Source organism: Thauera sp. SDU_THAU2 (genome assembly GCF_038260575.1).
In the GTDB taxonomy this organism is placed as follows: Bacteria; Pseudomonadota; Gammaproteobacteria; order Burkholderiales; family Rhodocyclaceae; genus Thauera.
Window position 1 is genome coordinate 1 of sequence record NZ_JBBWUN010000003.1, and the last position, 21,950, is coordinate 21,950.

A 21,950-nucleotide genomic window follows, 5' to 3' on the forward strand; every position below is an offset into this window, starting at 1 on the left:
TTGGTGTCTATAATGCCGATCTTTCTCGCGGCGCCCGGGTGGTTTGGGTGGGTGATGCGGGGCTTCCGGGTGGGTTTGGAGGCGGGCTTTTCCGGGTTGTTTTTCTGGTTTTGGTTTTTCAGGAAGGCAGTTCGGGGTGGTTGACAGGGTGTTGTTTGTTGATCATAATCTCGCTTCTGTGCTGACCGGCACGTTTCTTTAAAAACTTGAACAACCGATAAGTGTGGGTGCTTGGTGGTTGTGGTCTCGGCAGCTTTTTGCTGCGGTTTCACAATGATTAGGTGCTCATACTGCAAGTCAGTATTTTGAGTACTTTGTAGGATTGAACTTAAGAGTTTGATCCTGGCTCAGATTGAACGCTGGCGGCATGCTTTACACATGCAAGTCGAACGGCAGCGCGGGCTTCGGCCTGGCGGCGAGTGGCGAACGGGTGAGTAATGCATCGGAACGTACCCAGTCGTGGGGGATAACACATCGAAAGATGTGCTAATACCGCATACGTCCTGAGGGAGAAAGCGGGGGACCTTCGGGCCTCGCGCGATTGGAGCGGCCGATGTCAGATTAGCTAGTAGGTGGGGTAAAGGCCCACCTAGGCGACGATCTGTAGCGGGTCTGAGAGGATGATCCGCCACACTGGGACTGAGACACGGCCCAGACTCCTACGGGAGGCAGCAGTGGGGAATTTTGGACAATGGGGGCAACCCTGATCCAGCCATGCCGCGTGAGTGAAGAAGGCCTTCGGGTTGTAAAGCTCTTTCGGCCGGGAAGAAATCGCGCTCTTTAATAGAGGGTGTGGATGACGGTACCGGACTAAGAAGCACCGGCTAACTACGTGCCAGCAGCCGCGGTAATACGTAGGGTGCGAGCGTTAATCGGAATTACTGGGCGTAAAGCGTGCGCAGGCGGTTTGCCAAGACAGGCGTGAAATCCCCGGGCTTAACCTGGGAACTGCGCTTGTGACTGGCAGGCTAGAGTACGGCAGAGGGGGGTGGAATTCCACGTGTAGCAGTGAAATGCGTAGAGATGTGGAGGAACACCGATGGCGAAGGCAGCCCCCTGGGCCTGTACTGACGCTCATGCACGAAAGCGTGGGGAGCAAACAGGATTAGATACCCTGGTAGTCCACGCCCTAAACGATGTCGACTAGTCGTTCGGAGCAGCAATGCACTGAGTGACGCAGCTAACGCGTGAAGTCGACCGCCTGGGGAGTACGGCCGCAAGGTTAAAACTCAAAGGAATTGACGGGGACCCGCACAAGCGGTGGATGATGTGGATTAATTCGATGCAACGCGAAAAACCTTACCTACCCTTGACATGTCTGGAATCTTGGTGAGAGCCGAGAGTGCCTTCGGGAGCCAGAACACAGGTGCTGCATGGCTGTCGTCAGCTCGTGTCGTGAGATGTTGGGTTAAGTCCCGCAACGAGCGCAACCCTTGTCACTAGTTGCCATCATTAGGTTGGGCACTCTAGTGAGACTGCCGGTGACAAACCGGAGGAAGGTGGGGATGACGTCAAGTCCTCATGGCCCTTATGGGTAGGGCTTCACACGTCATACAATGGTCGGTACAGAGGGTTGCCAAGCCGCGAGGTGGAGCCAATCCCTTAAAGCCGATCGTAGTCCGGATCGTAGTCTGCAACTCGACTACGTGAAGTCGGAATCGCTAGTAATCGCAGATCAGCATGCTGCGGTGAATACGTTCCCGGGTCTTGTACACACCGCCCGTCACACCATGGGAGTGGGTTTCACCAGAAGTAGGTAGCTTAACCTTCGGGAGGGCGCTTACCACGGTGAGATTCATGACTGGGGTGAAGTCGTAACAAGGTAGCCGTATCGGAAGGTGCGGCTGGATCACCTCCTTTCAAGAGAAAAGAGGTCATGGTTGCCAAGTATCCACAACTTATCGGTTGTTCAGGCGAAGAGCCTCGAAGGTGCATGAGAAGAGGGTCTGTAGCTCAGCTGGTTAGAGCACCGTCTTGATAAGGCGGGGGTCGTTGGTTCGAACCCAACCAGACCCACCAGGATTTAGGGTTGCTTGAAGCCTTGGTTGCTGAAGACAAGGGGGCTGTAGCTCAGCTGGGAGAGCGGCGGCTTTGCAAGCCGTAGGTCGTCGGTTCGATCCCGACCAGCTCCACCAGGTCATGCGCGTTTCGGGAAGTCAGAGATGGTGTTTTAGATAGACACCATCTCTGACTTCTTGATCGGTAGCGATACCGGTTTGAGGTTTGCTCTTTAACAAAGTGGAAGAAGTGTAGTACGCATCGAGCCGGTGCGTACTGCAGTTGTGTGATTGCATTGGCTCAAACTGCGTTGTCAGCACAGTTTGGGCCGCACAAACGAGTTCGACCTGTGACAGGGGTGCTTCTGTGGAGGCACCAAGGTTATAGGATCAAGCGACTAAGTGCATGTGGTGGATGCCTTGGCGATCACAGGCGATGAAGGACGTGTAAGCCTGCGAAAAGCGTGGGGGAGCTGGCAATAGAGCTTTGATCCCACGATGTCCGAATGGGGAAACCCGGCCCGCAAGGGTCATCCCTGGCTCAATACATAGGCCAGAGGAGGCGAACGCGGCGAACTGAAACATCTAAGTAGCCGCAGGAACAGAAATCAACCGAGATTCCGTAAGTAGTGGCGAGCGAACACGGAAGAGCCTGCACGACTAAACCATCAGCTTAGCAAAACGGTCTGGAAAGTCCGACGATACAGGGTGATAGTCCCGTATGCGAAAAGCCGGTGGCGGGTCTGGGCGTGCGACAAGTAGGGCGGGACACGTGTAATCCTGTCTGAAGATGGGGGGACCATCCTCCAAGGCTAAATACTCGTGATCGACCGATAGTGAACCAGTACCGTGAGGGAAAGGCGAAAAGAACCCCGGGAGGGGAGTGAAATAGATCCTGAAACCGCATGCATACAAACAGTGGGAGCCTCGAAAGGGGTGACTGCGTACCTTTTGTATAATGGGTCAGCGACTTACGTTCAGTAGCGAGCTTAACCGAATAGGGGAGGCGTAGCGAAAGCGAGTCTGATAAGGGCGTCGTAGTTGCTGGGCGTAGACCCGAAACCGGATGATCTATCCATGGCCAGGATGAAGGTGCGGTAACACGCACTGGAGGTCCGAACCCACTAACGTTGAAAAGTTAGGGGATGAGCTGTGGATAGGGGTGAAAGGCTAAACAAATCCGGAAATAGCTGGTTCTCCCCGAAAACTATTTAGGTAGTGCGTCGTACGGACACTTGCGGGGGTAGAGCACTGTAATCGTTGGGGGGGTCACTGCGATCTACCCCGCGATAGCAAACTCCGAATACCGCAAAGTGATATACGGCAGACAGACATCGGGTGCTAACGTCCGGTGTCAAGAGGGAAACAACCCAGACCGCCAGCTAAGGTCCCAAATGCATGGCTAAGTGGCAAACGAGGTGGGAAGGCACAGACAGCTAGGAGGTTGGCTTAGAAGCAGCCATCCTTTAAAGAAAGCGTAATAGCTCACTAGTCGAGTCGTCCTGCGCGGAAGATGTAACGGGGCTCAAGCCATGAACCGAAGCTGCGGATGTGTCTTTGACACGTGGTAGGGGAGCGTTCCGTAGGCCTGCGAAGGTGTCTCGTAAGGGATGCTGGAGGTATCGGAAGTGCGAATGCTGACATGAGTAGCGATAAAGGGTGTGAAAAGCACCCTCGCCGTAAGCCCAAGGTTTCCTGCGCAACGTTCATCGGCGCAGGGTGAGTCGGCCCCTAAGGCGAGGCAGAAATGCGTAGTCGATGGGAAACAGGTCAATATTCCTGTACCGGTTCTAGATGCGATGGGGGGACGGAGAAGGTTAGGTTGGCCATCTGTTGGAATAGGTGGTTCAAGCGTGTAGGCGTGCCCGGTAGGCAAATCCGCCGGGCTGAGCTGAGGCGTGATAACGAGGACCTTCGGGTCCGAAGCAACTGATACCCTGCTTCCAGGAAAAGCCTCTAAGCTTCAGTCTAGAACTGACCGTACCGCAAACCGACACAGGTGGGCTGGTAGAGAATACCCAGGCGCTTGAGAGAACTCAGGAGAAGGAACTCGGCAAATTGATACCGTAACTTCGGGAGAAGGTATGCCCCGTTAGCTTGTAGGAGAACATCCGAAGGGCGAAGGGGCCGCAGAGAATCGGTGGCTGCGACTGTTTATTAAAAACACAGCACTGTGCAAACACGAAAGTGGACGTATACGGTGTGACGCCTGCCCGGTGCCGGAAGGTTAAGTGATGGGGTGCAAGCTCTTGATCGAAGCCCCGGTAAACGGCGGCCGTAACTATAACGGTCCTAAGGTAGCGAAATTCCTTGTCGGGTAAGTTCCGACCTGCACGAATGGCGTAACGATGGCCACACTGTCTCCTCCTGAGACTCAGCGAAGTTGAAATGTTTGTGAAGATGCAATCTCCCCGCGGCTAGACGGAAAGACCCCATGAACCTTTACTGTAGCTTTGCATTGGACTTTGACGGGACTTGTGTAGGATAGGTGGGAGGCTATGAAACCGGGACGCCAGTTCCGGTGGAGCCATCCTTGAAATACCACCCTGGTGTCGTCGAGGTTCTAACCCAGGCCTGTGAATCCAGGTCGGGGACCGTGCATGGTGGGCAGTTTGACTGGGGCGGTCTCCTCCCAAAAGGTAACGGAGGAGTACGAAGGTCACCTAGGTACGGTCGGACATCGTACTGATAGTGCAATGGCAAAAGGTGGCTTGACTGCGAGACCCACACGTCGAGCAGGTGCGAAAGCAGGTCATAGTGATCCGGTGGTTCTGTATGGAAGGGCCATCGCTCAACGGATAAAAGGTACTCTGGGGATAACAGGCTGATTCCGCCCAAGAGTTCACATCGACGGCGGAGTTTGGCACCTCGATGTCGGCTCATCACATCCTGGGGCTGTAGTCGGTCCCAAGGGTATGGCTGTTCGCCATTTAAAGTGGTACGTGAGCTGGGTTTAAAACGTCGTGAGACAGTTTGGTCCCTATCTGCCGTGGGCGCTGGAAGTTTGAGAGGGCCTGCTCCTAGTACGAGAGGACCGGAGTGGACGCACCCCTGGTGTACCGGTTGTGACGCCAGTCGCATCGCCGGGTAGCTATGTGCGGAAGAGATAACCGCTGAAAGCATCTAAGCGGGAAACTCGCCTCAAGATGAGACTTCCCCGGGGCCTCGAGCCCCCTGAAGGGTCGTTGAAGACCACAACGTTGATAGGTCGGGTGTGGAAGCGTGGCAACACGTTGAGCTAACCGATACTAATTGCCCGTGTGGCTTGATCCTATAACCTTGAAACACACTAGAACTCGTAACGTGCGCAACACGCGCACCAATCACACAACACCCACACTTCTTCCTACTTTGCCCTGCACCCCGCGCAGGGAACAAGTCACAGTCTGACGACCACAGCTTTGTGGAACCACCCCTTCCCATCCCGAACAGGACCGTGAAACACAAACGCGCCGATGATAGTGAGGTCCGCCCTCGTGAAAGTAGGTCATCGTCAGACTAACTATTCCGTAAAAATGCCCGACCAACACCCCCTGGTCGGGCTTTTTTACGTCTACAGCGACAAGCTTTGGCACGTGAAGCACGTGCGCGGACCGGCGCCGAGCCGGCGGGACTGGCCAAAGCGTGACGGCAAACCCTCCATTCGGCACAATGGCGGGCTCGAGGGCAACGCCTGGATGCTTGAATGAATTTCGACCTGATTGTCGTCGGCGGCGGATTGGCTGGCGCGGCGCTCGCGGTTGCGTTGCGCCGCACTCACCTGAAGGTGGCCGTCATCGAGGCGGGTGCGCCACGCGTGCCGGCGGATTGGGATCAGCGGGTGTATGCCTATAGCCCGGCGAGCATCCGCTTCATGGATGAGCTGGGTGTCTGGCAGCATCTGGAGCGCGAGCGCCTGCAAGCCGTTGCCGAAATGAGGATCTTCGGCGACGCGGGTGGTGCGCTGCGTTTTTCCGCCTACGACAGCGGCCTGTCCGAACTTGCCTGGATCGGCGAGTCCAGCCGTATTCACCGTGAACTGTGGGAAAGCCTGAAGCGGCAGCACAACGTCACGCTGTTCTGCCCGGCCTCGCCGGCCAGCCTGACGGTTTCGGACGAAGGGGTTTCGTTGGGGCTGCAGGACGGCAAAGTGCTGCGGGCGCGCCTCGTCGTCGGTGCCGATGGGCGGGAGTCCTGGGTTCGCCAGCAGGCCGGCATCGAGGCCAGCGTCTCCGCCTACGGCGAGCGCGGCGTGGTGGCGAATTTCGATTGCGCCCTGCCGCATCGTGCGACGGCCTTCCAGTGGTTCCGCGACGACGGCATCCTGGCCTGGCTGCCCTTGCCGGGAAACCGGATGTCCATGGTCTGGTCGGCGCCGGACGAGGTTGCCGATGGCCTGCTTGCGCTCGATGACGCTGCTTTCTGCGACAAGGTGGCTGCTGCGGGGGGGCACGCATTGGGCAAGCTCGACCTGATCACGCCGCGGGCGGCGTTTCCGCTGCGACTGATGCGGGTCGAATCGGTGGTCAAGCCGCGGATCGCGCTGATCGGCGATGCGGCGCACGCGATCCATCCCTTGTCCGGCCACGGCATCAATCTCGGCTTTCAGGACGCGAAGGCGCTGGCCGAGGTGCTCGCGCACACGCCCGCCTGGCGGGACATCGGCGAGCTTGCCATCCTGCGCGGCTATGCCCGTGCGCGGGCGGAAGAGCCTTTCCTGATGCAGTACCTCACCCATGGCCTGAACCGCCTTTTCAGCCACCCCAACCCGATTCTTGCTGCGCTGCGCAACACCGGGATGAACCTCACCGGCAGCCTGCCTGTCCTAACCAACGCCTTGACGCGCTATGCGGCCAATGGGCGGTTCTGAAACTATCCGGAGATATCGATGACTTTGTTTGCTCAACCTACCGTGGCGCGTTCGATCGCACTTCTGCTGGGCCTGACGACGATGGGGCTCGCGCAGGCCTCGGAAGAGGCGGTAAAGAAGGGCATGGAAAGCTTCATCGGCGCGCCCGCGGTCGAGTCGGTGACGAAGACGCCGTACGGGGGGCTGTACGAAGTGCTGCTGAAGAACGGCCAGCTCGTTTATACCGATGCCAAGGCGGAGTTCGTCATCGACGGCAGCATCATCGACATGAAGACCCGCCGCGACGTCACCCAGGCACGCCTGAACGAACTGTCCGCGATCGATTTCGCCTCGCTGCCGCTGGAGCGCGCGGTCAAGCAGGTCAAGGGCAAGGGCACGCGCGTGATCGCGACCTTCGAGGATCCGAACTGCGGCTACTGCAAGCGGCTGGCCGCGGATCTGGCCGGCATGGACGACATCACGATCTACACCTTCCTGTACCCGATCCTCAGCGAGGATTCGGCCAGCAAATCGAACAACATCTGGTGCGCGAAGGACAGGGCCGAGGCCTGGACGGACTGGGTGCTGGACGGCAAGGAGCCGGCTGCCGCCGACTGCGACGTCACCGCAGTGGCGCAGAACGTGCAACTGGGCCAGCAATTGCGCATCACTGGAACGCCGACGATCTTCCTGGCCGACGGCACCCGCATCGGCGGCTACATGCCGGCGGCGGAACTCGAAAAGGCGATTGCCGAAGTGAAGCCCAAGGCCGCATCCAAGTCCAAGTGACCCGAACCGCCCCCGGCGCCGAAAAGGCGCCAGGGGCGATCGTTCAGCGGGGCGGCTTCATTCCCTTGGGCAGCAGCACCCACATCCGCCCCTGCTGGCGCATCCTTCCGGCCTCTCGTCCGGCGCTTTCGCCGAATCCCCAGAAGAAATCCGCCCGTACCGCGCCCTTGATGGCGCTGCCGGTGTCCTGCGCCAGCACCAGGCGATTCAGCGGACGCGTGCTCAGCGGATGGCTCGTCGCCAGGAACACCGGCGCCCCGAGCGGTACGTAGCGCGGGTCGACCGCGATGCTGCGGCCTTCGCTCAGTGGAACGCTGAGTGCGCCGATCGGCCCGCCATCCGAAGCCGGCAGTTCGCGGAAGAAGACGTAGCTCGGATTGGCATTGAGCATTTCGCGCAGGCGGCCGGGGTTGCCGCGCGCCCAGCGCTTGATGCCGTCCATCGAAGCCTGGTCCAGGCTCAGTTCTCCCTGCGCCACCAGCCAGCGGCCGATCGACTGGTAGGGATGCCCGTTCTGGTCCGCGTAGCCGATGCGGACGGTCTTGCCGTCGGGCAGCCGGACGCGCCCCGAACCTTGCACCTGCAGGAAGAACAGGTCGATCGGGTCGTTCGCCCACAGTAGCACCGGGGCGGGCACCTGACTGCCGCGCTCCTCCAGTTGTCCCCGCGTCCAGTAGGGCAGGATCTTGTTGCCGACGATGCGTCCCCTCAGGCGCATGGATTTGAGCTCGGGATAGACGTCGCCGAGCTCGATCGTCAGCATGTCCGCCGGCACGCCATGGATCGGCCACGCATACTGGCTGGAGCGGCTGCGGCTGCCGCGGATCAGCGGCTCGTAGTAGCCGGTCACCAGGCCGTCCGCCGAGGGACCGCCGTTGAACAACTGCCAGGGGACGAAGTGCTGCTCGAAATACGCCCGTGCCTGTTGGCTGGAGGGCGTTCTGCCGAGCGCGGATGCCGCTGCGCAGACGGACTGCCAGTCCATCTGCCGGGCGAGCCTGGAGCAGGAGGCGAGCAGGGCCGGCCAGGCTTCGGCCGGATCGTCCTCGCTCCAGCCGGGGAGGGCGGACCAGCTTGCCTGGACGGCGGGCGGAGGCTCTGCCGTTGCGTTGGCTGGCGGGGTGGGCGTCGTCGGCGGCGGACAAGCGGGGCAGGCCGGACAGGCGCGTTGCGGCGGACACGGTGCTTCGGTATCGGGTGCCTGTTGCGGGGTTGCACAGGCGCCGAGCAGGGCGAGCAGGAAGGGCAGCGCGGGGCGTGCCAGGCGGGAGGGAGCCAGAATCATGGAGGGGATCGGTTAGACTGCGAAACTTTCGGACAACAGATACCGGTGGCAGCATCCCGGCCCCGAGGTTTGCGATGTGGGTGATCTTTCTCGAAGCAGGTCTGGCACTCGTGCTGCTGCTGATCATCGTCTGGGCGACCTGGCCGCGGCGGGGAGACGCCGGCGACAACAAGGACGAACACGATGACTGAGCTGTCAGACTTGATGAGCCGCGCCGAGCGGCTGCTGGAGCGCTTCGAGGCGCTGCTGCCCGGCCCCGCCACGGCGCCCGACTGGGGTGCCGCGGTGGCTTTCCGCTGGCAGCGGCGCCATGGCCGTGCGATGCTCAAACCGGTGCGCTCGCCGCACCGCATCCGCCTGGCCGATCTGCAGGACGTCGACGACCAGAAAGAACGCATCGACCGCAACACGCAGCAGTTCCTCGCCGGCCGCCGGGCCAACAACGTGCTGCTGACCGGCGCGCGCGGCACCGGCAAATCCTCGCTGATCAAGGCCTTGCTGGCCGAATACAGCGATCGCGGCCTGCGCGTGATCGAAGTCGACAAGACCGACCTGGTCGATCTGCCGGAGATCGTCGAACTGGTCGAAGGCCGGCCCGAGCGCTTCATCCTGTTCTGCGACGACCTCTCCTTCGAGGAAGGCGAGGATGCCTACAAGGCGCTCAAGAGCGTGCTCGACGGCTCGGTGTCGGCGATGGCGGACAACGTGCTGATCTATGCCACGTCCAATCGCCGCCATCTGATGCCCGAGTACCACGACGAGAACCTGCAGGCCCGCCACATCGACGGCGAGATCCATCCCGGCGAGGCGACCGAGGAAAAGATCTCGCTGTCCGAGCGCTTCGGGCTGTGGATTTCCTTCTATCCCTTCAGCCAGAACGAATATCTCGACATCGTCGCGCACTGGCTCGCCAGCTTCGGTCTGCCGCAGGCGCGCATCGACGCGGCGCGGCAGGAGGCGCTGCAGTGGGCGCTGATGCGCGGCTCCCGCTCGGGCCGGGTCGCCTGGCAGTTCGCGCGCGATTACGCGGGCCAGATCGGCGAGATCGCGCAGCACGGCGAAGGAGCCGAACGGTGACGCGCAAGCGTGTCGAAGTGGCCGCCGGCGTGCTGCTGCGCGCCGACGGGCGCTACCTGCTCGGCCAGCGCGGGCCGGATACCGTGTATGCCGGCTACTGGGAGTTTCCGGGCGGCAAGGTCGAGGCGGGCGAAACGCCGGCGCAGGCCTTGTGCCGCGAACTCGACGAGGAGCTCGGCATCCGCGTCACCCATCTGCGGCCCTGGATGCTGCGCGAACACCTGTACGAGCACGCCCACGTCCGCCTGCACTTCTTCGAGGTCTCGGCCTGGGAAGGCGAACCGCATGGCAAGGTGCACAGCGTGCTCGACTGGGTGATGCCGGAGCAGGCCACGCGCGAACCGATGCTGCCGGCCAACGGCCCGATCCTGAAGGCCTTGCGCCTGCCGCGCCTGATGGCGATCACCCATGCCGGCGAGATCGGCATCGACGCCCAGCTCGCGGCGCTCGATCGCGCGCTGGCGGACGGGCTGCGGCTGGTGCAGGTGCGCGAACCGGCACTCGACGCCATGCAGCGTGAGCGCTTCGCGCGCGAAGTGGTTGCGCGCGTCCACGGCTGCGGCGGCCTGGTGCTGATCAATGGCGATCCGGACCTGGCCAGGACAGTCGGTGCCGACGGCGTGCATCTGCCCGCACGCATGCTGGCGACTCTGGATGAACGTCCGGATTGCCCCTGGGTGGGCGCGTCCTGCCACGACCGCGGGGAACTCGAGCGGGCTGCCGGGCTGGGGCTGGACTACGCCCTGCTCGGCCCGGTGGCGCCGACGGCCAGCCATCCCGGCCAAGCAGGACTGGGTTGGACGCGTTTTACCGAACTGGCGGCCGGCCTGCCATTGCCGGTACTGGCTCTGGGCGGTCTGCAGCCGGAGAACATGGAAAAAGCGCGCGATGCCGGCGCACATGGCATTGCCGCAATCCGCGGGGCGTGGAGCGTTTGACAGCTGAAGGACTGTACCAGTGGGAGCGGCTTTTTAGCCGCGGACGGGGCTGCAATGCGCTCCCATGGCTGCTATCGCGGCTGCAGTCGCTTACGGGAAGTGCCTTGCGGCTCGGCGCCCCCGGCTGAAGCCGTTCCCATGGGGGCATTCCGTCCGATTCGACGGTGGTGATGCGGCGCGTGCTTTTTCGCTCCGGAGGGTTTCAGTCGCGTGTCTGTCCGGGCGGCAGGAAATCCTCGGCGTCGCCGGCATCGGGTGGCGAAGTGGGAACGCGATAGGCTTCGGACGCCCATGCGCCGAGGTCGATCTGGCGGCAGCGCGCCGAGCAGAACGGCCGGTAGCGGCTCTCGGCGCTCCAGACCACGGGCTTGCCGCAGGTCGGGCAGGATACGGTGCGCGGCGTGTCGCCCATGGCTTCGCTCAGAGACTGCAGAAAGTGAGCTCGAACTGTACGTCGCGCTCGGCCAGGCGTGGGCGGGCGACGGTTTCGGGCAGCATGAAGCGGATGTTCAGCGCGTACTTGTTGGCACTGATCTCGGGCACCACCGCATCGGCCCGGGGCACGCGCACACGCAGCATCTGGGCGCTGCGGCCGGCCATGGTCAACTGGTAGGCGCCGCTGCGTGCCATCTGCGTTTCCGGCCGGCCACTGGCGCGCAGCAGGCGCAGCACGATTTCCAGGCCTTCGCGGATCGGCGCCATCGGCGACATCCAGGCGTCGAGGTCGTGCCGGCGTACGGCGGGGTCGCGGTTGAGCCAGTAGTGGTAGGAAGGCAGGTCGAACTGGCAGACGCCGCCGGGTATCGCCGCGCGGCTGCGGATGCTCATCAGCCATTCGTTCTCGCGCAGGTACTGGCCGATCTTGCCCGCCATCGCCAGCAGGCCGGTGGAAGCCTGTTCGATCTCGTACAGCGCGCCGGACAGGGCTTCTTCCGAGATCTCGGGGTTGTTGCGGAAGGACATCAGGATCTGGCGCTGGCGTTCGAGCTCCTGCACCAGGTCGACCTTGAGATCGGCGCGGCTGGCGACTTCGAGCGTCTCGAAAATGGTCTGCAGAGCGACGTGATGGTCCTGCGGGGCGTCGCGCCCGACGAAGTGCGCGAGCTTGACGAAAAGGTCCTCGAGTCGCAGCAGGGTGCGGATGCGCTCGTTGAGAGGATATTCGTAGCTAATCACCGCACATTTTCCGCAACAATCGTGCCTCGTAAGTTTCGCCGATGATAGCACAGAGCCCATTTGGCTCTCCGCGCCAAGGCCCTGGCGCCGGCGGGGTCTTCAGCTAGGCAGTCGGGCGGCGAGGGCGGCATAGCGTGCATGCAGGGCGGCGACCTGGGCACGCAGATGTTCCAGCGAGCCGCCGTTGTCGATGACGTCGTCCGCGGCCGCCAGCCGCTGCTCGCGGCTGGCCTGGGCGGTCATGATGGCGCGGATCTGTGCTTCCTCGAGCCCGCTGCGGGCCTGCACGCGCTCGATCTGCAGCTCCGGCGGGCAATCCACCACGCAGATCCGGTCGCAACGGGCGCGGTAGCTGCCCGACTCGATCAGTAGCGGCACGGCCAGGATGACATAGCTGCCGCGTGCGGCCGAGCACTGGCGGGCGCTCTCGTCGCGGATCATCGGGTGCAGGATGGCTTCGAGCTGCTGCCGCGCCTCATTCTGGGCAAACACGCGCGCGCGCATCGCGGCACGGTCCAGGCTGCCGTCGGCGGCAACGACGGCATCGCCGAAGCGTGCGCGGATGGCCGGCATTGCGGCGCCGTCGGCTGCAGTCAGCGCATGGGCGATGGCGTCGGTATCCACCAGGCTGGCGCCATGGACGACGAAGAGATCGGCGGCGGCGCTCTTGCCGCTGCCGATGCCGCCGGTCAGGCCGACGATGAAGGGAGGCGAGGACGGCGTGCTGGTCATGGTGGTGAGGCTATCAGCGCTGGGCGCAGGTCGTGCGCCGTGAAGCGAGGCCGCGCACGCCGCGTTCGGCTTCGCGCTCCGCGTCGGCGGTGAGCTGGGCCTGGATCCGGTGGGTGGTGCTCATGCGCGGCGCCACGCCGGCATTGCGCACGCCCTGGGCGCGCAGCTCGGCCAGCATCTGGCGTGCCCGGGCCTCGGTCTGGAACACGCCGAGCGAAATCGCATACTGCGCCGGTCCACGTTCCTGCACGATGAACAAGTCCCGGACGCCGAGGGCGCGAAGCGCCCGGGCCTGCTCTTCGGCCTGCTCGCGGCTGCCCTGGGGTGGAACGCGCACCCACCATGAGCTGGGCGTTTCGGTCTTGCGGCGCTCGGCGCTGGCGCCGCTGTTCCGCAGCTGGCGCATCAGCGCATCGGCCTGGGCTTCGCTGAGGTCGCTCCAGGCGACGCAGCTCGTGGGCACGGGAGGCGTGACGGCCGTGGGTGGCGTTTCCGGAGCAGATGTTTCAGCCCTTGGGGTCTCGGCTGCAACGGTTTCTGCCGCGGGAGCTTCCGCCATGGCGGTTTCGACGCTGCTGTCGGGCTCCATCGAAAGGGGAGGGATTTCTGCGGCGCCGGCGCCGGCTTCGGCTGTCGTGCCCACGGGCTCTTCAGGCTGCAAGGCGGCCGTGTCCGTGGCGGCCTCAGCTTCCGGTATGGCGGCAACCGGCGGATCGGAGGACAGGCGGATGCGCTCCGGATCGAGCTGTTGCGCGAGGCGTTCGGGCTCGGTGCGGGGCGGAGAGCCGCCGAACCAGCCCTGGATGCCGGCGAAGGCGATCGCGTTCAGCGCGAGCAGGATGATGATGAGGATGCGGTGCGTGCTCATGCCGTGTTTCCAGCCGGCTGGGGCCCGGATACGGCGGCGACCGTGGCCAGCCCGTGCAGGACCAGGTTGTCGAAGCGTTTCAGCGGAAGCTCGAGGAGGTCCGCAAAGGCATCGGCAGCACCGCCGCCGAGCAGGCACAGTGCGCCGGGTCGTGCGGCGACCTGGCGGAACATGCGCTCGATGGCGCCGGCCTGGGCCTGCAGGCAGCCGGAACGGATCGCATCGGCGGTGCAGCGCGGCTGGGTCGCGAAGCTGCCCGCGGCCAGCGGCAGCTGTGCGGTGCCGTTGGCGAGCGACTGCTGCATCAGCTCGACGCCCGGCAGGATCAGGCCGCCGAGGAAATCGCCGTCGGCCGACAGCAGGTCCACCGTGGTGGCGGTGCCGGCCATCACCACCAGGCAGGCGCCGGCGTGCAGGTCATGGGCGCCGATCAGCGCCGCCCAGCGATCGGCGCCGAGCTGGCTTGGCTCGGCATACAGGTTGCGCACGCCGCAGGCTTGTGCGCCGGGGCGCAGCCATTCGATCTGTTCGACGTCCAGCGCGTCGCGGATGCGCCGGGCCGTTTCGCTGCCGGCGACATTGCTGCCGACCACCCGGAGCGGCTCGGCAGCCCGGGCGCGCAGGCGTGAGAGAGCCGCGAGGTTTTCGTGGGCAACGGCGCCTTCGTCGTGGACGAGGCCGCCCGCCGCGGCCTGCAGCCGCCATTTGATGCGGGTGTTGCCGGCGTCGATCAGCAGTATCACGCGCCTTCTCCACCGAGCGGGCGCAGCGAGACGTCGCCGGCCAGGATGCGCTGGACGCCCTCGGCAGTGTCGAGCAGCAGGGCGCCGTCGTCGTCGACGCCGCGGCAGATGCCGTCGATCGCGGTGTCCTCGCCGCTGATGCGCACCGGCAGTTCGGCGAAGGCGTTGCGCTGTTCCCATGCACTCTTCAGCGCGGCGAAGCCGGCAACGGCATAGAGATCGAGCAATTGCTGCAGCTCGCTCAGCAGGTGGGCCAGCAGGGCCGGGCGCGACGGCGGCGGCGATTCCAGCGCGCGCGCCAGATCGGTGACGCCGGCATGGTGTTCGACCTGCGCGCCGGGCGGCAGGCTGAGGTTGATGCCGATGCCGATCACCGCCGCCAGCGAGCGGTCGCGCGCCGGCTGCAGTTCGACCAGGATGCCGACCAGCTTCTCGCCGTTGACCAGCACGTCGTTGGGCCACTTCAACTGCACGCCGGGCACGCCGATGCGTTCCAGCGTGCGGGCGACCGCCAGGCCGGCGGCCAGCGACAGCCCGGCGGGGGCGGGCGTGCCGGCGGCGAAGCGCCACAGCAGCGAAAAGGTCAGGCTGCCATCCGGCCACGACTGCCACTGGCGGCCGCGCCGGCCGCGGCCCGCCGTCTGGCGGTCGGCGACCAGTACATGCACCCTGCCGTCGTCGTCCGGCATCTGTTCCATCAGGCTGCTGTTGGTCGACGCGCAGCTGTCGATCCAGGCGACCGCGAAGCGCGAGGCGCGCGGGCCGAGATGGGACAGGAGGCTGGCGGTACTGGCGGAGGTTTCGGACACGGGCGGGCGCTTGACGGTTAGGCTGGCCGCATTATCCGTCAACCGTGCCGGGCGCACGAGTCCGGTGCGTGATTGCGAGGGACGATGGCCCGGCTCGTGGCTTTCAGCCGGCCGTGTCGTCCCCGCTGCTGGGGGCCTCGTCCATGCCGAGCTCCTGGATCTTCCGGCTGATGGTGTTGCGGCCGATGCCCAGCAGCTGCGCGGCCTCGATGCGGCGGCCGCCGGTGGCGGCGAGTGCGCGGCGGATCAGGGTGCGCTCGAAAGTATGGGTGAGCTGTTCGAACACCGTCCCCGGCGAGGCTGCGATCAGGCGGTCGGCTTCGCCGGCGAGGCCGTCGATCCAGCTCGTCGGCGCCTCGCGCATCGGCTGGCTGCGAATCTCGGACGGCAGATCGGCGACTTCGATCACCTGGGCCGGCGCCATCACCGTCAGCCAGTGGCACAGGTTCTCGAGCTGGCGCACGTTGCCGGGGAAAGGTTGCGACTGCAGGTACTCGATCGCCGCGTCCGAGATGCTCTTGCGCTCGACGCCGAGTTCCAGCGCGCTCTTCTGCAGGAAGTGGCGCACCAGCAGCGGGATGTCCTCGCGCCGTTCGCGCAGCGGCGGCAGGCGCAGGCGGATGACGTTGAGGCGATGGAAGAGGTCTTCGCGGAACAGGTTCTGGCGCACCCGTTCCTCGAGATCCTGGTGGGTGGCGGCAATCACACGGACGTTGGCACGGATCGGCTGCTGGCCGCCGACGCGGTAGAAATGGCCATCGGACAGCACGCGCAGCAGGCGGGTCTGCAGTTCGGCCGGCATGTCGCCGATTTCGTCGAGGAACAGCGTGCCGCCGTCGGCCTGCTCGAAGCGGCCGCGGCGCTGGGCGGCGGCGCCGGTGAAGGCGCCGCGCTCGTGGCCGAACAGTTCGGATTCGAGCAGGTCGCGCGGAATCGCCGCGGTGTTGATGGCGATGAAGGGCGCGTCGCGCCGTGGGCTGTGGCGGTGCAGCGCGCGCGCCACCAGCTCCTTGCCGCTGCCGGATTCGCCGTTGATCAGCACGGTGGCGTGAGACTGCGCGAGGCGGCCGATGGCGCGGAACACTTCCTGCATGGCCGGCGCCTGGCCGAGGATCTCGGGCGCGAGCGCCGCTTCCTCCGAGCCGTTCTTCTCGGGCATGCCCTGTTCCAGTGCGCGCCTGACCAGGGTCACCGCCTGATCGACGTCGAAGGGCTTGGGCAGGTACTCGAAGGCGCCGCCCTGGAAGGCCGACACCGCACTGTCGAGGTCGGAGTAGGCAGTCATGATGATGACCGGCAGCTGGGCATGGCGCTCCTTGACCTTTTGTAGCAGCATCCAGGCCGGATTCGCCCGGCATGCGGATGTCGGACAGCATCACCGCAGGCGGCTGGCCGCTGCGGTCGAGCTCTTCCAGCGCCTCGCTGGCGGAGCTGAAGCTGCGATGAGGGATGTCCTCGCGGCTCAATGCCTTTTCGAGGACCCAGCGGATGGAGCGATCGTCGTCGATGATCCAGACTTTGTTCATGTCGTATGCACTATTCTGGTGCGCTGCCGGCGGCCAGCGCACGATCGGAAATCGGCAGCAGGATCGTGAAGCAGGTGCGCCCCGGACGGCTATCCACCTCGATCATGCCCTGATGTTGCTCGATGAAGCTCTGGGCCAGCGACAGGCCCAGGCCGCTGCCACCTTCCCGGCCCGAAACCAGCGGGTAGAAGATCTTGTCGTGGATCTCCGCCGGAATGCCGGGGCCGTTGTCGATCACTTGCAATTCCAATGCCAGCTTGTAGCGCCGCTTGGCCAGCGTGACCTGGCGGGCCACCCGGCTGCGCAGATGGATCTCGCCGATGCCCTCCAGCGCCTGGGCGGCGTTGCGCACGATGTTCAGGATGGCCTGGATCAACTGTTCGCGGTCGGCGGTGATGTCGGGCAGGCTCAGATCGTAGTCGCGCCGGATCTCGAGCGCGGGGAATTCGGCCAGGATCAGGCGGCGCACGCGTTCGAGCACGTCATGGATGTTCAGCGGTGCGGGCCGCATCATCGAATGCGAGTTCAGCAGCCGGTTCATCAGGTCCTGCAGGCGGTCGGCCTCGGCGATGATGACTTCGGTGAATTCGCGCAGCTGCGGGTCGTCCAGTTCGTGCTGCAGCAGCTGCGCCGAGCCGCGGATGCCGCCCAGCGGGTTCTTGATCTCGTGCGCCAGGTTGCGGATCAGTTCGCGGTTGGCCTGCTGCTGCTGCAGCAACTGCTCCTCGCGGGCCACGCGCAACTGGGCGTCGATCGGGCGGAATTCCAGCAGCAGGCGGACGCCGTTGGTCTCGACCGGGCTGACGGTGCAGTCGAGCCGGATCGGCTCGGCGCTGCCGCGCGAGATCGTCATGTCCTGGCCGGTATAGCTCCAATTGGTGTGGAGGGCGCTTTCCAGCGCCGAGCAGAGCCCTGGCGGCGTGCCGAGCAGGCGGCTCAGGGGTTGCTCCAGCAGCTTGCGCCGGCTGATCGCGAACAGATTCTCGGCGCCGGGATTGATGTAGCGGATGATCAGCTTCTCATCGACCAGCACGACGGCTGACGACAGCAGCTCGAGGCCGGCGAAAGGGCCGGTGACGATGGGTGGAGGATGCTTCGGCATGTGCGCGTCCTGTTTGTCTCCAGGGTGACACGCAAGATACGCGCCAGTGTGTGGCCACGGGGCGTGGCGCCCGAAGATGGTGCGCAGCCGTGCCGCCGCGTCACCTCAGGCCGGAAATTTCCCGGCGCAGGGCTTCGATGTTGCGCTTGTGCAGTTCGACCTTGTCCTTGTAGGGCTGCAGTCGGTCGAGCACTTTCTGGTAATTGCGCTCATCGCCGAGGCGGATCGATTCCTGTTCGGCCAGCGCAGCTTCGGCGCTTGCCAGTGCGGACTCCTCGCTTTCCAGTTCGGACTGCAGTACCTGTCGGCGGCCGTCGTCGCGAGCGCGCTGGTCGCCGGGGCTGACCCTGGGGAAGTTCGACGGCGAGGAGGAGGGCGTGGTGCTTGGCGTCGCTGCCGGGCGGCGCACCGGGGCGGGCACGGTCGATACCGACTGGCCGGTATCGAGCGCGGTACAGCCGCGCGCCGCGCCGGGGTCGTTGGTGTAGGTCACGCGGCCTTCGGCGTCGATGCACTTGTAGACCGCCGCCTGGGCGGGAAGGGCGGCGTAAAGCAGCAGGGTCAGCGGGAGGATTCGAAGCAGGCGCATGCTCGTGTTCGTCGGTTCGCTGCGCCGGACGGGGTCGGGCCGGCGCCATCCTGATGGAATGGTGGCTGGATTAGACCCCATAAAAAAAGGACGGGCAATGCCCGTCCTCTCCTGTCTGCGCAGTAATCCTCGGATTACAGGCTGTAGTACATGTCGAACTCCACCGGGTGGGTGGTGATGCGCATGCGGGTGACTTCCTCCATCTTCAGCTCGATGTAGGCATCGATGAAGTCGTTGGAGAAGACGCCGCCGCGGGTCAGGAATTCGCGATCCTTGTCGAGGTACTCCAGCGCCTGGTCGAGGCTGGTGCACACGGTCGGGATCAGCGCGTCTTCTTCCGGCGGCAGGTCGTACAGGTTCTTGTCGGCCGGATCGCCCGGGTGGATCTTGTTCTGGATGCCGTCCAGGCCCGCCATCAGCAGCGCGGCGAAGCACAGGTAGGGGTTGGCCAGCGGATCCGGGAAGCGCGCCTCGATGCGGCGGCCCTTCGGGTTGGCGACGTAGGGGATGCGGATCGAAGCCGAGCGGTTGCGGGCCGAGTAGGCCAGCTTGGTCGGTGCTTCGTAGTGCGGCACCAGGCGCTTGTACGAGTTCGTGCCCGGATTGGTGATCGCGTTCAGCGCGCGGGCGTGCTTGATGATGCCGCCGATGTAGTACAGCGCGGTTTCCGACAGGCCGGCGTAGCCGTTGCCGGCGAACAGGTTCTGGCCGTCCTTCCAGATCGACTGGTGCACGTGCATGCCGGAGCCGTTGTCGCCGACGATGGGCTTGGGCATGAAGGTCGCGGTCTTGCCGTACTGGTGGGCGACGTTGTGCACGATGTACTTCAGCACCTGGGTCCAGTCGGCGCGCTTGGTCAGGGTGCTGAACTTGGTGCCGATCTCGCACTGGCCGGCGTTGGCGACTTCGTGGTGATGCACTTCGACCGGCACGCCGCAGGCTTCGAGCGCCAGCACCATGGCGGCGCGGACGTCGTTCAGGCTATCGACCGGCGGCACCGGGAAGTAGCCGCCCTTGACGCGCGGACGGTGGCCGGTGTTGCCGCCTTCGAACTTGTCGGCGGTGGACCAGGCGGCCTCTTCCGAGATGATCTTGCTGGGGACGCCGGACATGTCGACCGACCATTCGACCGCGTCGAAGATGAAGAACTCGGGTTCGGGGCCGAAGAAGGCGGTGTCGCCGATGCCGGTGCTCTTCAGGTAGGCCTCGGCGCGCTTGGCGATCGAGCGCGGGTCGCGGTCGTAACCCTTGCCGTCGGACGGCTCGATGACGTCGCAGCTCAGCACCAGCGTGGTTTCGTCGAAGAAGGGGTCGATGTAGGCGGACGCGGGTTCCGGCATCAGGATCATGTCCGAAGCCTGGATGCCCTTCCAGCCGGCGATCGACGAGCCGTCGAAGGGATGACCGTGCTCGAAGTGCTCTTCCTCGAAAGCGGAAACCGGCAGGCCGACGTGGTGCTCCTTGCCGCGGGTATCGGTGAAGCGCAGATCCACGAAGCGGACTTCGTTTTCCTGGATCATCTTCATGACGTCTTGGGCGTTCATGCATTCACTCCTGATGAGATGAGGCGTTGGTTGCGTAATGGTGGTTTGCACACCGGTACTGGACCCGTGGGCGGGAATTCGTCGTTCGAGTAAGCATCAAGCGTGCCAGGCAGGGTGCCTGTCCGTGGCTCATTGTGCCACAAGGGCCGATGCGCAATGGCGGTGCCGGTCCGTGTGGGGTATGCACCAAACAGGTGCTTTGTTTATGCTGCATGCACCATCATGGTGCGATCTGCTGGAAGAAGCGGATCGAGCGGTATTCGGCATGTGCTTCCAGCCAGGCTTCGGTGCGCCGGCTGAGCGTTTCCGCCTGCCCGGCAGGCACGGCGGTAGGCACGGCGGCAGGCAGCAGCACCTCGACGTCGATCCGTTTGCCCAGGTAGTGGATCTGGATCTGCAGGGGGGCGGGGGCATCGTGGCCGAGCAACTGGCCGACCGCGGCGGCGACGTCCTTGCGCGCGGGCAGCGGGCCGACAGGCGCCGCCCGTGAACCACCATCGTCCTCGGGGTCGATATGCACCAGCATGTCCTGTATTTCGGGGTGGGCCGCACGCACGTGAAGGTAAACCTCGTCCGACACCCGGTGGCCTTCGGAAACCGTCAGCCGCGGTTCGACCTGCACGTGGGCGTCGCACAGCACCCGGCCGGCCATGCGCCGCGTGCGCACGTCGTGCAGGCCGATGACGCCGGGCGTCGCTTCGATGGTTTCCCGGAGGCGTGCCAGCTCGTCTTCCGACAGGCCGGTATCGATCAACTCGCGGACGGCCTGCCAGCTCAGGCGAACCCCCATGCCCACGATCAGGAAGCCCACCAGCGCGGCGGCCAGCGGTTCGAGGAAGGGGTAGCCCGCCAGGCTGCCGCCGATGCCGATCGCCACCACCAGCGACGACGCCGCGTCCGAGCGCGCATGCCAGGCGTTGGCTTCCAGCAGCGGCGCCTTCAGCCGCCGCGCGGCGGCCAGCGTGTAGCGGAACAGGCCTTCCTTGGCGGCCAGGGTCAGCAAGGCCATCGCGAGGGCGGCCGGATGTAGTTCCGGCAAGGCGTCCATGTGCTGCAGGCGCAGCCCCGAGCTCCACAGGAAACCGATGCCGACCGCCGCGAGCACGGCACCGAGCAGCATCGTCGTGACCGTTTCGATGCGGCCGTGGCCGTAGGGATGGCCGGCGTCGGCCGGGTCGGCGCCGCGGCGGCCGGCGAACAGCACCAGCACGTCGGTGACCAGATCGGACAGCGTGTGGGCCGCATCCGCCACCAGGCTGAAGGCATTGGCGAACAGGCCGACGGTGATCTGCGCGAGCGAAAGCAGTGCGTTGGTGGCGATGGCGATCAGCGTGGTGCGCTGGATGCCCCGGCTGCGCAGGGCCTCGTCACCGTCCGGCGGCAAGGGGGAGCGGGCAGCGGGCGGGTGCGGATGAACGTGGATCATGCAGGAGCCTGGGAATGACGCGCTATACTTCGCGCGATACACGATTCTAGACGGATGCTCGCATGGGAACCCTGTCCGATCTGCTGGCGCTGGCCCGCCGGCGCGCCGCCGACCTCGAATTGCCCTACCAGGGCGCGCTGACGCCGGCCGAAGCCTGGCAGGTGCTGCAACTGGCGCCGGGTGCCAGGCTGGTCGACGTGCGCACGCGCGCCGAGCTCGACTGGGTCGGGCGGGTGCCCGGAGCGGTCGAGATCGAGTGGCTGTCCTGGCCCGGCATGCAGCGCAATGCCAGTTTCGTCAATCAGCTCAGGCACCAGGTCGATGCCGAGGCGCTGGTGATGTTCCTGTGTCGCTCCGGCGGCCGTTCCGACGGTGCCGCCCGCGCGGCGGTCGAAGCCGGCTACAGCAACTGCTATAACGTGCTTGAAGGCTTCGAAGGCGACAAGGACGCCAACGGCCAGCGCAACCGGGTAGGCGGCTGGCGCCATGCCGGCCTGCCCTGGCAGCAGGGCTGAGCTTTT

The 21,950-nt window shown here is 64.6% G+C and carries 17 protein-coding genes, 2 tRNA genes, 3 rRNA genes and 1 pseudogene; 11 read left to right on the forward strand and 12 right to left on the reverse strand.

All coding sequences use genetic code 11. The features are described 5' to 3' along the window. From AAFL97_RS00985 to AAFL97_RS01020, 8 genes are all read left to right on the forward strand, one after another. On the forward strand, positions 1-185 hold a 185-nt coding region (locus tag AAFL97_RS00985; protein WP_341643355.1), incomplete at its 5' end, for a hypothetical protein. A gap of 139 nt (positions 186-324) precedes the next feature. Beyond that, positions 325-1,860 (forward strand): 16S ribosomal RNA (locus tag AAFL97_RS00990). A gap of 82 nt (positions 1,861-1,942) precedes the next feature. Beyond that, positions 1,943-2,019, forward strand: a tRNA-Ile gene (locus tag AAFL97_RS00995). Between the two features lie 40 nt (positions 2,020-2,059). Further along, positions 2,060-2,135: transfer RNA gene (locus AAFL97_RS01000), tRNA-Ala, on the forward strand. Positions 2,136-2,385: 250 nt separating this feature from the next. Continuing rightward, positions 2,386-5,270 (forward strand): 23S ribosomal RNA (locus tag AAFL97_RS01005). Between the two features lie 112 nt (positions 5,271-5,382). Continuing rightward, a 5S ribosomal RNA gene (gene rrf / locus AAFL97_RS01010) occupies positions 5,383-5,496 on the forward strand. The 16S, 23S and 5S rRNA genes sit together here with 2 tRNA genes alongside, the layout of an rRNA operon. 186 nt (positions 5,497-5,682) lie before the next feature. Then, positions 5,683-6,846, forward strand: coding sequence for a UbiH/UbiF family hydroxylase (locus tag AAFL97_RS01015; RefSeq protein ID WP_341643356.1), 1,164 nt, complete (start codon positions 5,683-5,685; stop codon positions 6,844-6,846). A gap of 18 nt (positions 6,847-6,864) precedes the next feature. After that, positions 6,865-7,614, forward strand: a complete 750-nt coding sequence (locus AAFL97_RS01020) for a DsbC family protein (protein ID WP_341643357.1) — start codon at positions 6,865-6,867, stop codon at positions 7,612-7,614. Positions 7,615-7,657: 43 nt separating this feature from the next. Here AAFL97_RS01020 and mltA read toward each other — a convergent pair whose 3' ends face one another. After that, the gene (mltA, locus tag AAFL97_RS01025; protein WP_341643358.1) at positions 7,658-8,899 is read right to left on the reverse strand and encodes a murein transglycosylase A; all 1,242 of its coding nucleotides are present in this window, start codon (positions 8,897-8,899) and stop codon (positions 7,658-7,660) included. A gap of 183 nt (positions 8,900-9,082) precedes the next feature. Between mltA and AAFL97_RS01030 the strand changes: the two genes are divergently transcribed. Together AAFL97_RS01030 and AAFL97_RS01035 are read left to right on the forward strand one after the other, a co-directional pair. Further along, complete coding sequence (locus tag AAFL97_RS01030) at positions 9,083-9,976, forward strand: ATP-binding protein (RefSeq protein ID WP_341643359.1); 894 nt, start codon at positions 9,083-9,085, stop codon at positions 9,974-9,976. Further along, complete coding sequence (locus tag AAFL97_RS01035; protein WP_341643360.1) at positions 9,973-10,914, forward strand: Nudix family hydrolase; 942 nt, start codon at positions 9,973-9,975, stop codon at positions 10,912-10,914. The genes AAFL97_RS01030 and AAFL97_RS01035 overlap by 4 nt, the downstream gene beginning before the upstream one ends. A gap of 202 nt (positions 10,915-11,116) precedes the next feature. On the opposite strand, the gene yacG is transcribed toward AAFL97_RS01035, so the two are convergent. The 11 genes and pseudogenes from yacG to AAFL97_RS01090 all read right to left on the reverse strand — a co-directional run bounded on the left by yacG (position 11,117) and on the right by AAFL97_RS01090 (position 21,429). Next, a complete protein-coding gene (yacG, locus tag AAFL97_RS01040) occupies positions 11,117-11,326 on the reverse strand; it encodes a DNA gyrase inhibitor YacG (RefSeq protein WP_341643361.1) in 210 nt (69 codons plus the stop codon). An 8-nt stretch (positions 11,327-11,334) separates the two neighbouring features. Next, positions 11,335-12,090 (reverse strand): cell division protein ZapD, encoded by a 756-nt coding sequence (gene zapD / locus AAFL97_RS01045; protein WP_341643362.1) that lies wholly within the window; start codon positions 12,088-12,090, stop codon positions 11,335-11,337. Between the two features lie 99 nt (positions 12,091-12,189). Continuing rightward, positions 12,190-12,822: a dephospho-CoA kinase gene (coaE, locus tag AAFL97_RS01050; RefSeq protein WP_341643363.1), complete on the reverse strand. Its 633-nt coding sequence runs from the start codon at positions 12,820-12,822 to the stop codon at positions 12,190-12,192. 13 nt (positions 12,823-12,835) lie between these two features. After that, positions 12,836-13,690: an SPOR domain-containing protein gene (locus AAFL97_RS01055; protein WP_341643364.1), complete on the reverse strand. Its 855-nt coding sequence runs from the start codon at positions 13,688-13,690 to the stop codon at positions 12,836-12,838. After that, positions 13,687-14,433: a type III pantothenate kinase gene (locus AAFL97_RS01060; RefSeq protein ID WP_341643365.1), complete on the reverse strand. Its 747-nt coding sequence runs from the start codon at positions 14,431-14,433 to the stop codon at positions 13,687-13,689. The genes AAFL97_RS01055 and AAFL97_RS01060 overlap by 4 nt, the downstream gene beginning before the upstream one ends. After that, positions 14,430-15,242: a biotin--[acetyl-CoA-carboxylase] ligase gene (locus AAFL97_RS01065; protein WP_341643366.1), complete on the reverse strand. Its 813-nt coding sequence runs from the start codon at positions 15,240-15,242 to the stop codon at positions 14,430-14,432. Before AAFL97_RS01065 ends, AAFL97_RS01060 begins: the two co-directional genes overlap by 4 nt. Before the next feature lie 103 nt (positions 15,243-15,345). Next, positions 15,346-16,768: pseudogene (ntrC, locus tag AAFL97_RS01070) on the reverse strand (nitrogen regulation protein NR(I)). A gap of 10 nt (positions 16,769-16,778) precedes the next feature. Further along, positions 16,779-17,870, reverse strand: a complete 1,092-nt coding sequence (gene glnL / locus AAFL97_RS01075; protein WP_341643367.1) for a nitrogen regulation protein NR(II) — start codon at positions 17,868-17,870, stop codon at positions 16,779-16,781. 100 nt (positions 17,871-17,970) lie between these two features. Continuing rightward, entirely contained in the window at positions 17,971-18,459 is a 489-nt protein-coding gene (locus AAFL97_RS01080) for a DUF4124 domain-containing protein (RefSeq protein WP_341643368.1), read from the reverse strand. Positions 18,460-18,593: 134 nt separating this feature from the next. Continuing rightward, entirely contained in the window at positions 18,594-20,003 is a 1,410-nt protein-coding gene (gene glnA / locus AAFL97_RS01085; protein WP_341643369.1) for a type I glutamate--ammonia ligase, read from the reverse strand. A gap of 220 nt (positions 20,004-20,223) precedes the next feature. Continuing rightward, positions 20,224-21,429, reverse strand: coding sequence for a cation diffusion facilitator family transporter (locus AAFL97_RS01090; protein ID WP_341643370.1), 1,206 nt, complete (start codon positions 21,427-21,429; stop codon positions 20,224-20,226). Positions 21,430-21,491: 62 nt separating this feature from the next. Here AAFL97_RS01090 and AAFL97_RS01095 point away from each other — a divergent pair, with 62 nt between their 5' ends. Further along, positions 21,492-21,944, forward strand: coding sequence for a rhodanese-like domain-containing protein (locus AAFL97_RS01095; protein WP_341643371.1), 453 nt, complete (start codon positions 21,492-21,494; stop codon positions 21,942-21,944). Positions 21,945-21,950 lie beyond the last annotated feature (6 nt).

What these genes read in the sequence shown, in the direction of transcription:
- AAFL97_RS01015 (WP_341643356.1), top strand. Translation starts at nt 5,683, where the DNA reads ATGAATTTCGACCTGATTGTCGTCGGCGGCGGATTGGCTGGCGCGGCG.
- AAFL97_RS01020 (WP_341643357.1), top strand. Translation starts at nt 6,865, where the DNA reads ATGACTTTGTTTGCTCAACCTACCGTGGCGCGTTCGATCGCACTTCTG.
- mltA (WP_341643358.1), bottom strand. Translation starts at nt 8,899, where the DNA reads ATGATTCTGGCTCCCTCCCGCCTGGCACGCCCCGCGCTGCCCTTCCTG.
- AAFL97_RS01030 (WP_341643359.1), top strand. Translation starts at nt 9,083, where the DNA reads ATGACTGAGCTGTCAGACTTGATGAGCCGCGCCGAGCGGCTGCTGGAG.
- yacG (WP_341643361.1), bottom strand. Translation starts at nt 11,326, where the DNA reads ATGGGCGACACGCCGCGCACCGTATCCTGCCCGACCTGCGGCAAGCCC.
- coaE (WP_341643363.1), bottom strand. Translation starts at nt 12,822, where the DNA reads ATGACCAGCACGCCGTCCTCGCCTCCCTTCATCGTCGGCCTGACCGGC.
- AAFL97_RS01055 (WP_341643364.1), bottom strand. Translation starts at nt 13,690, where the DNA reads ATGAGCACGCACCGCATCCTCATCATCATCCTGCTCGCGCTGAACGCG.
- glnL (WP_341643367.1), bottom strand. Translation starts at nt 17,870, where the DNA reads ATGCCGAAGCATCCTCCACCCATCGTCACCGGCCCTTTCGCCGGCCTC.
- AAFL97_RS01080 (WP_341643368.1), bottom strand. Translation starts at nt 18,459, where the DNA reads ATGCGCCTGCTTCGAATCCTCCCGCTGACCCTGCTGCTTTACGCCGCC.
- glnA (WP_341643369.1), bottom strand. Translation starts at nt 20,003, where the DNA reads ATGAACGCCCAAGACGTCATGAAGATGATCCAGGAAAACGAAGTCCGC.
- AAFL97_RS01090 (WP_341643370.1), bottom strand. Translation starts at nt 21,429, where the DNA reads ATGATCCACGTTCATCCGCACCCGCCCGCTGCCCGCTCCCCCTTGCCG.
- AAFL97_RS01095 (WP_341643371.1), top strand. Translation starts at nt 21,492, where the DNA reads ATGGGAACCCTGTCCGATCTGCTGGCGCTGGCCCGCCGGCGCGCCGCC.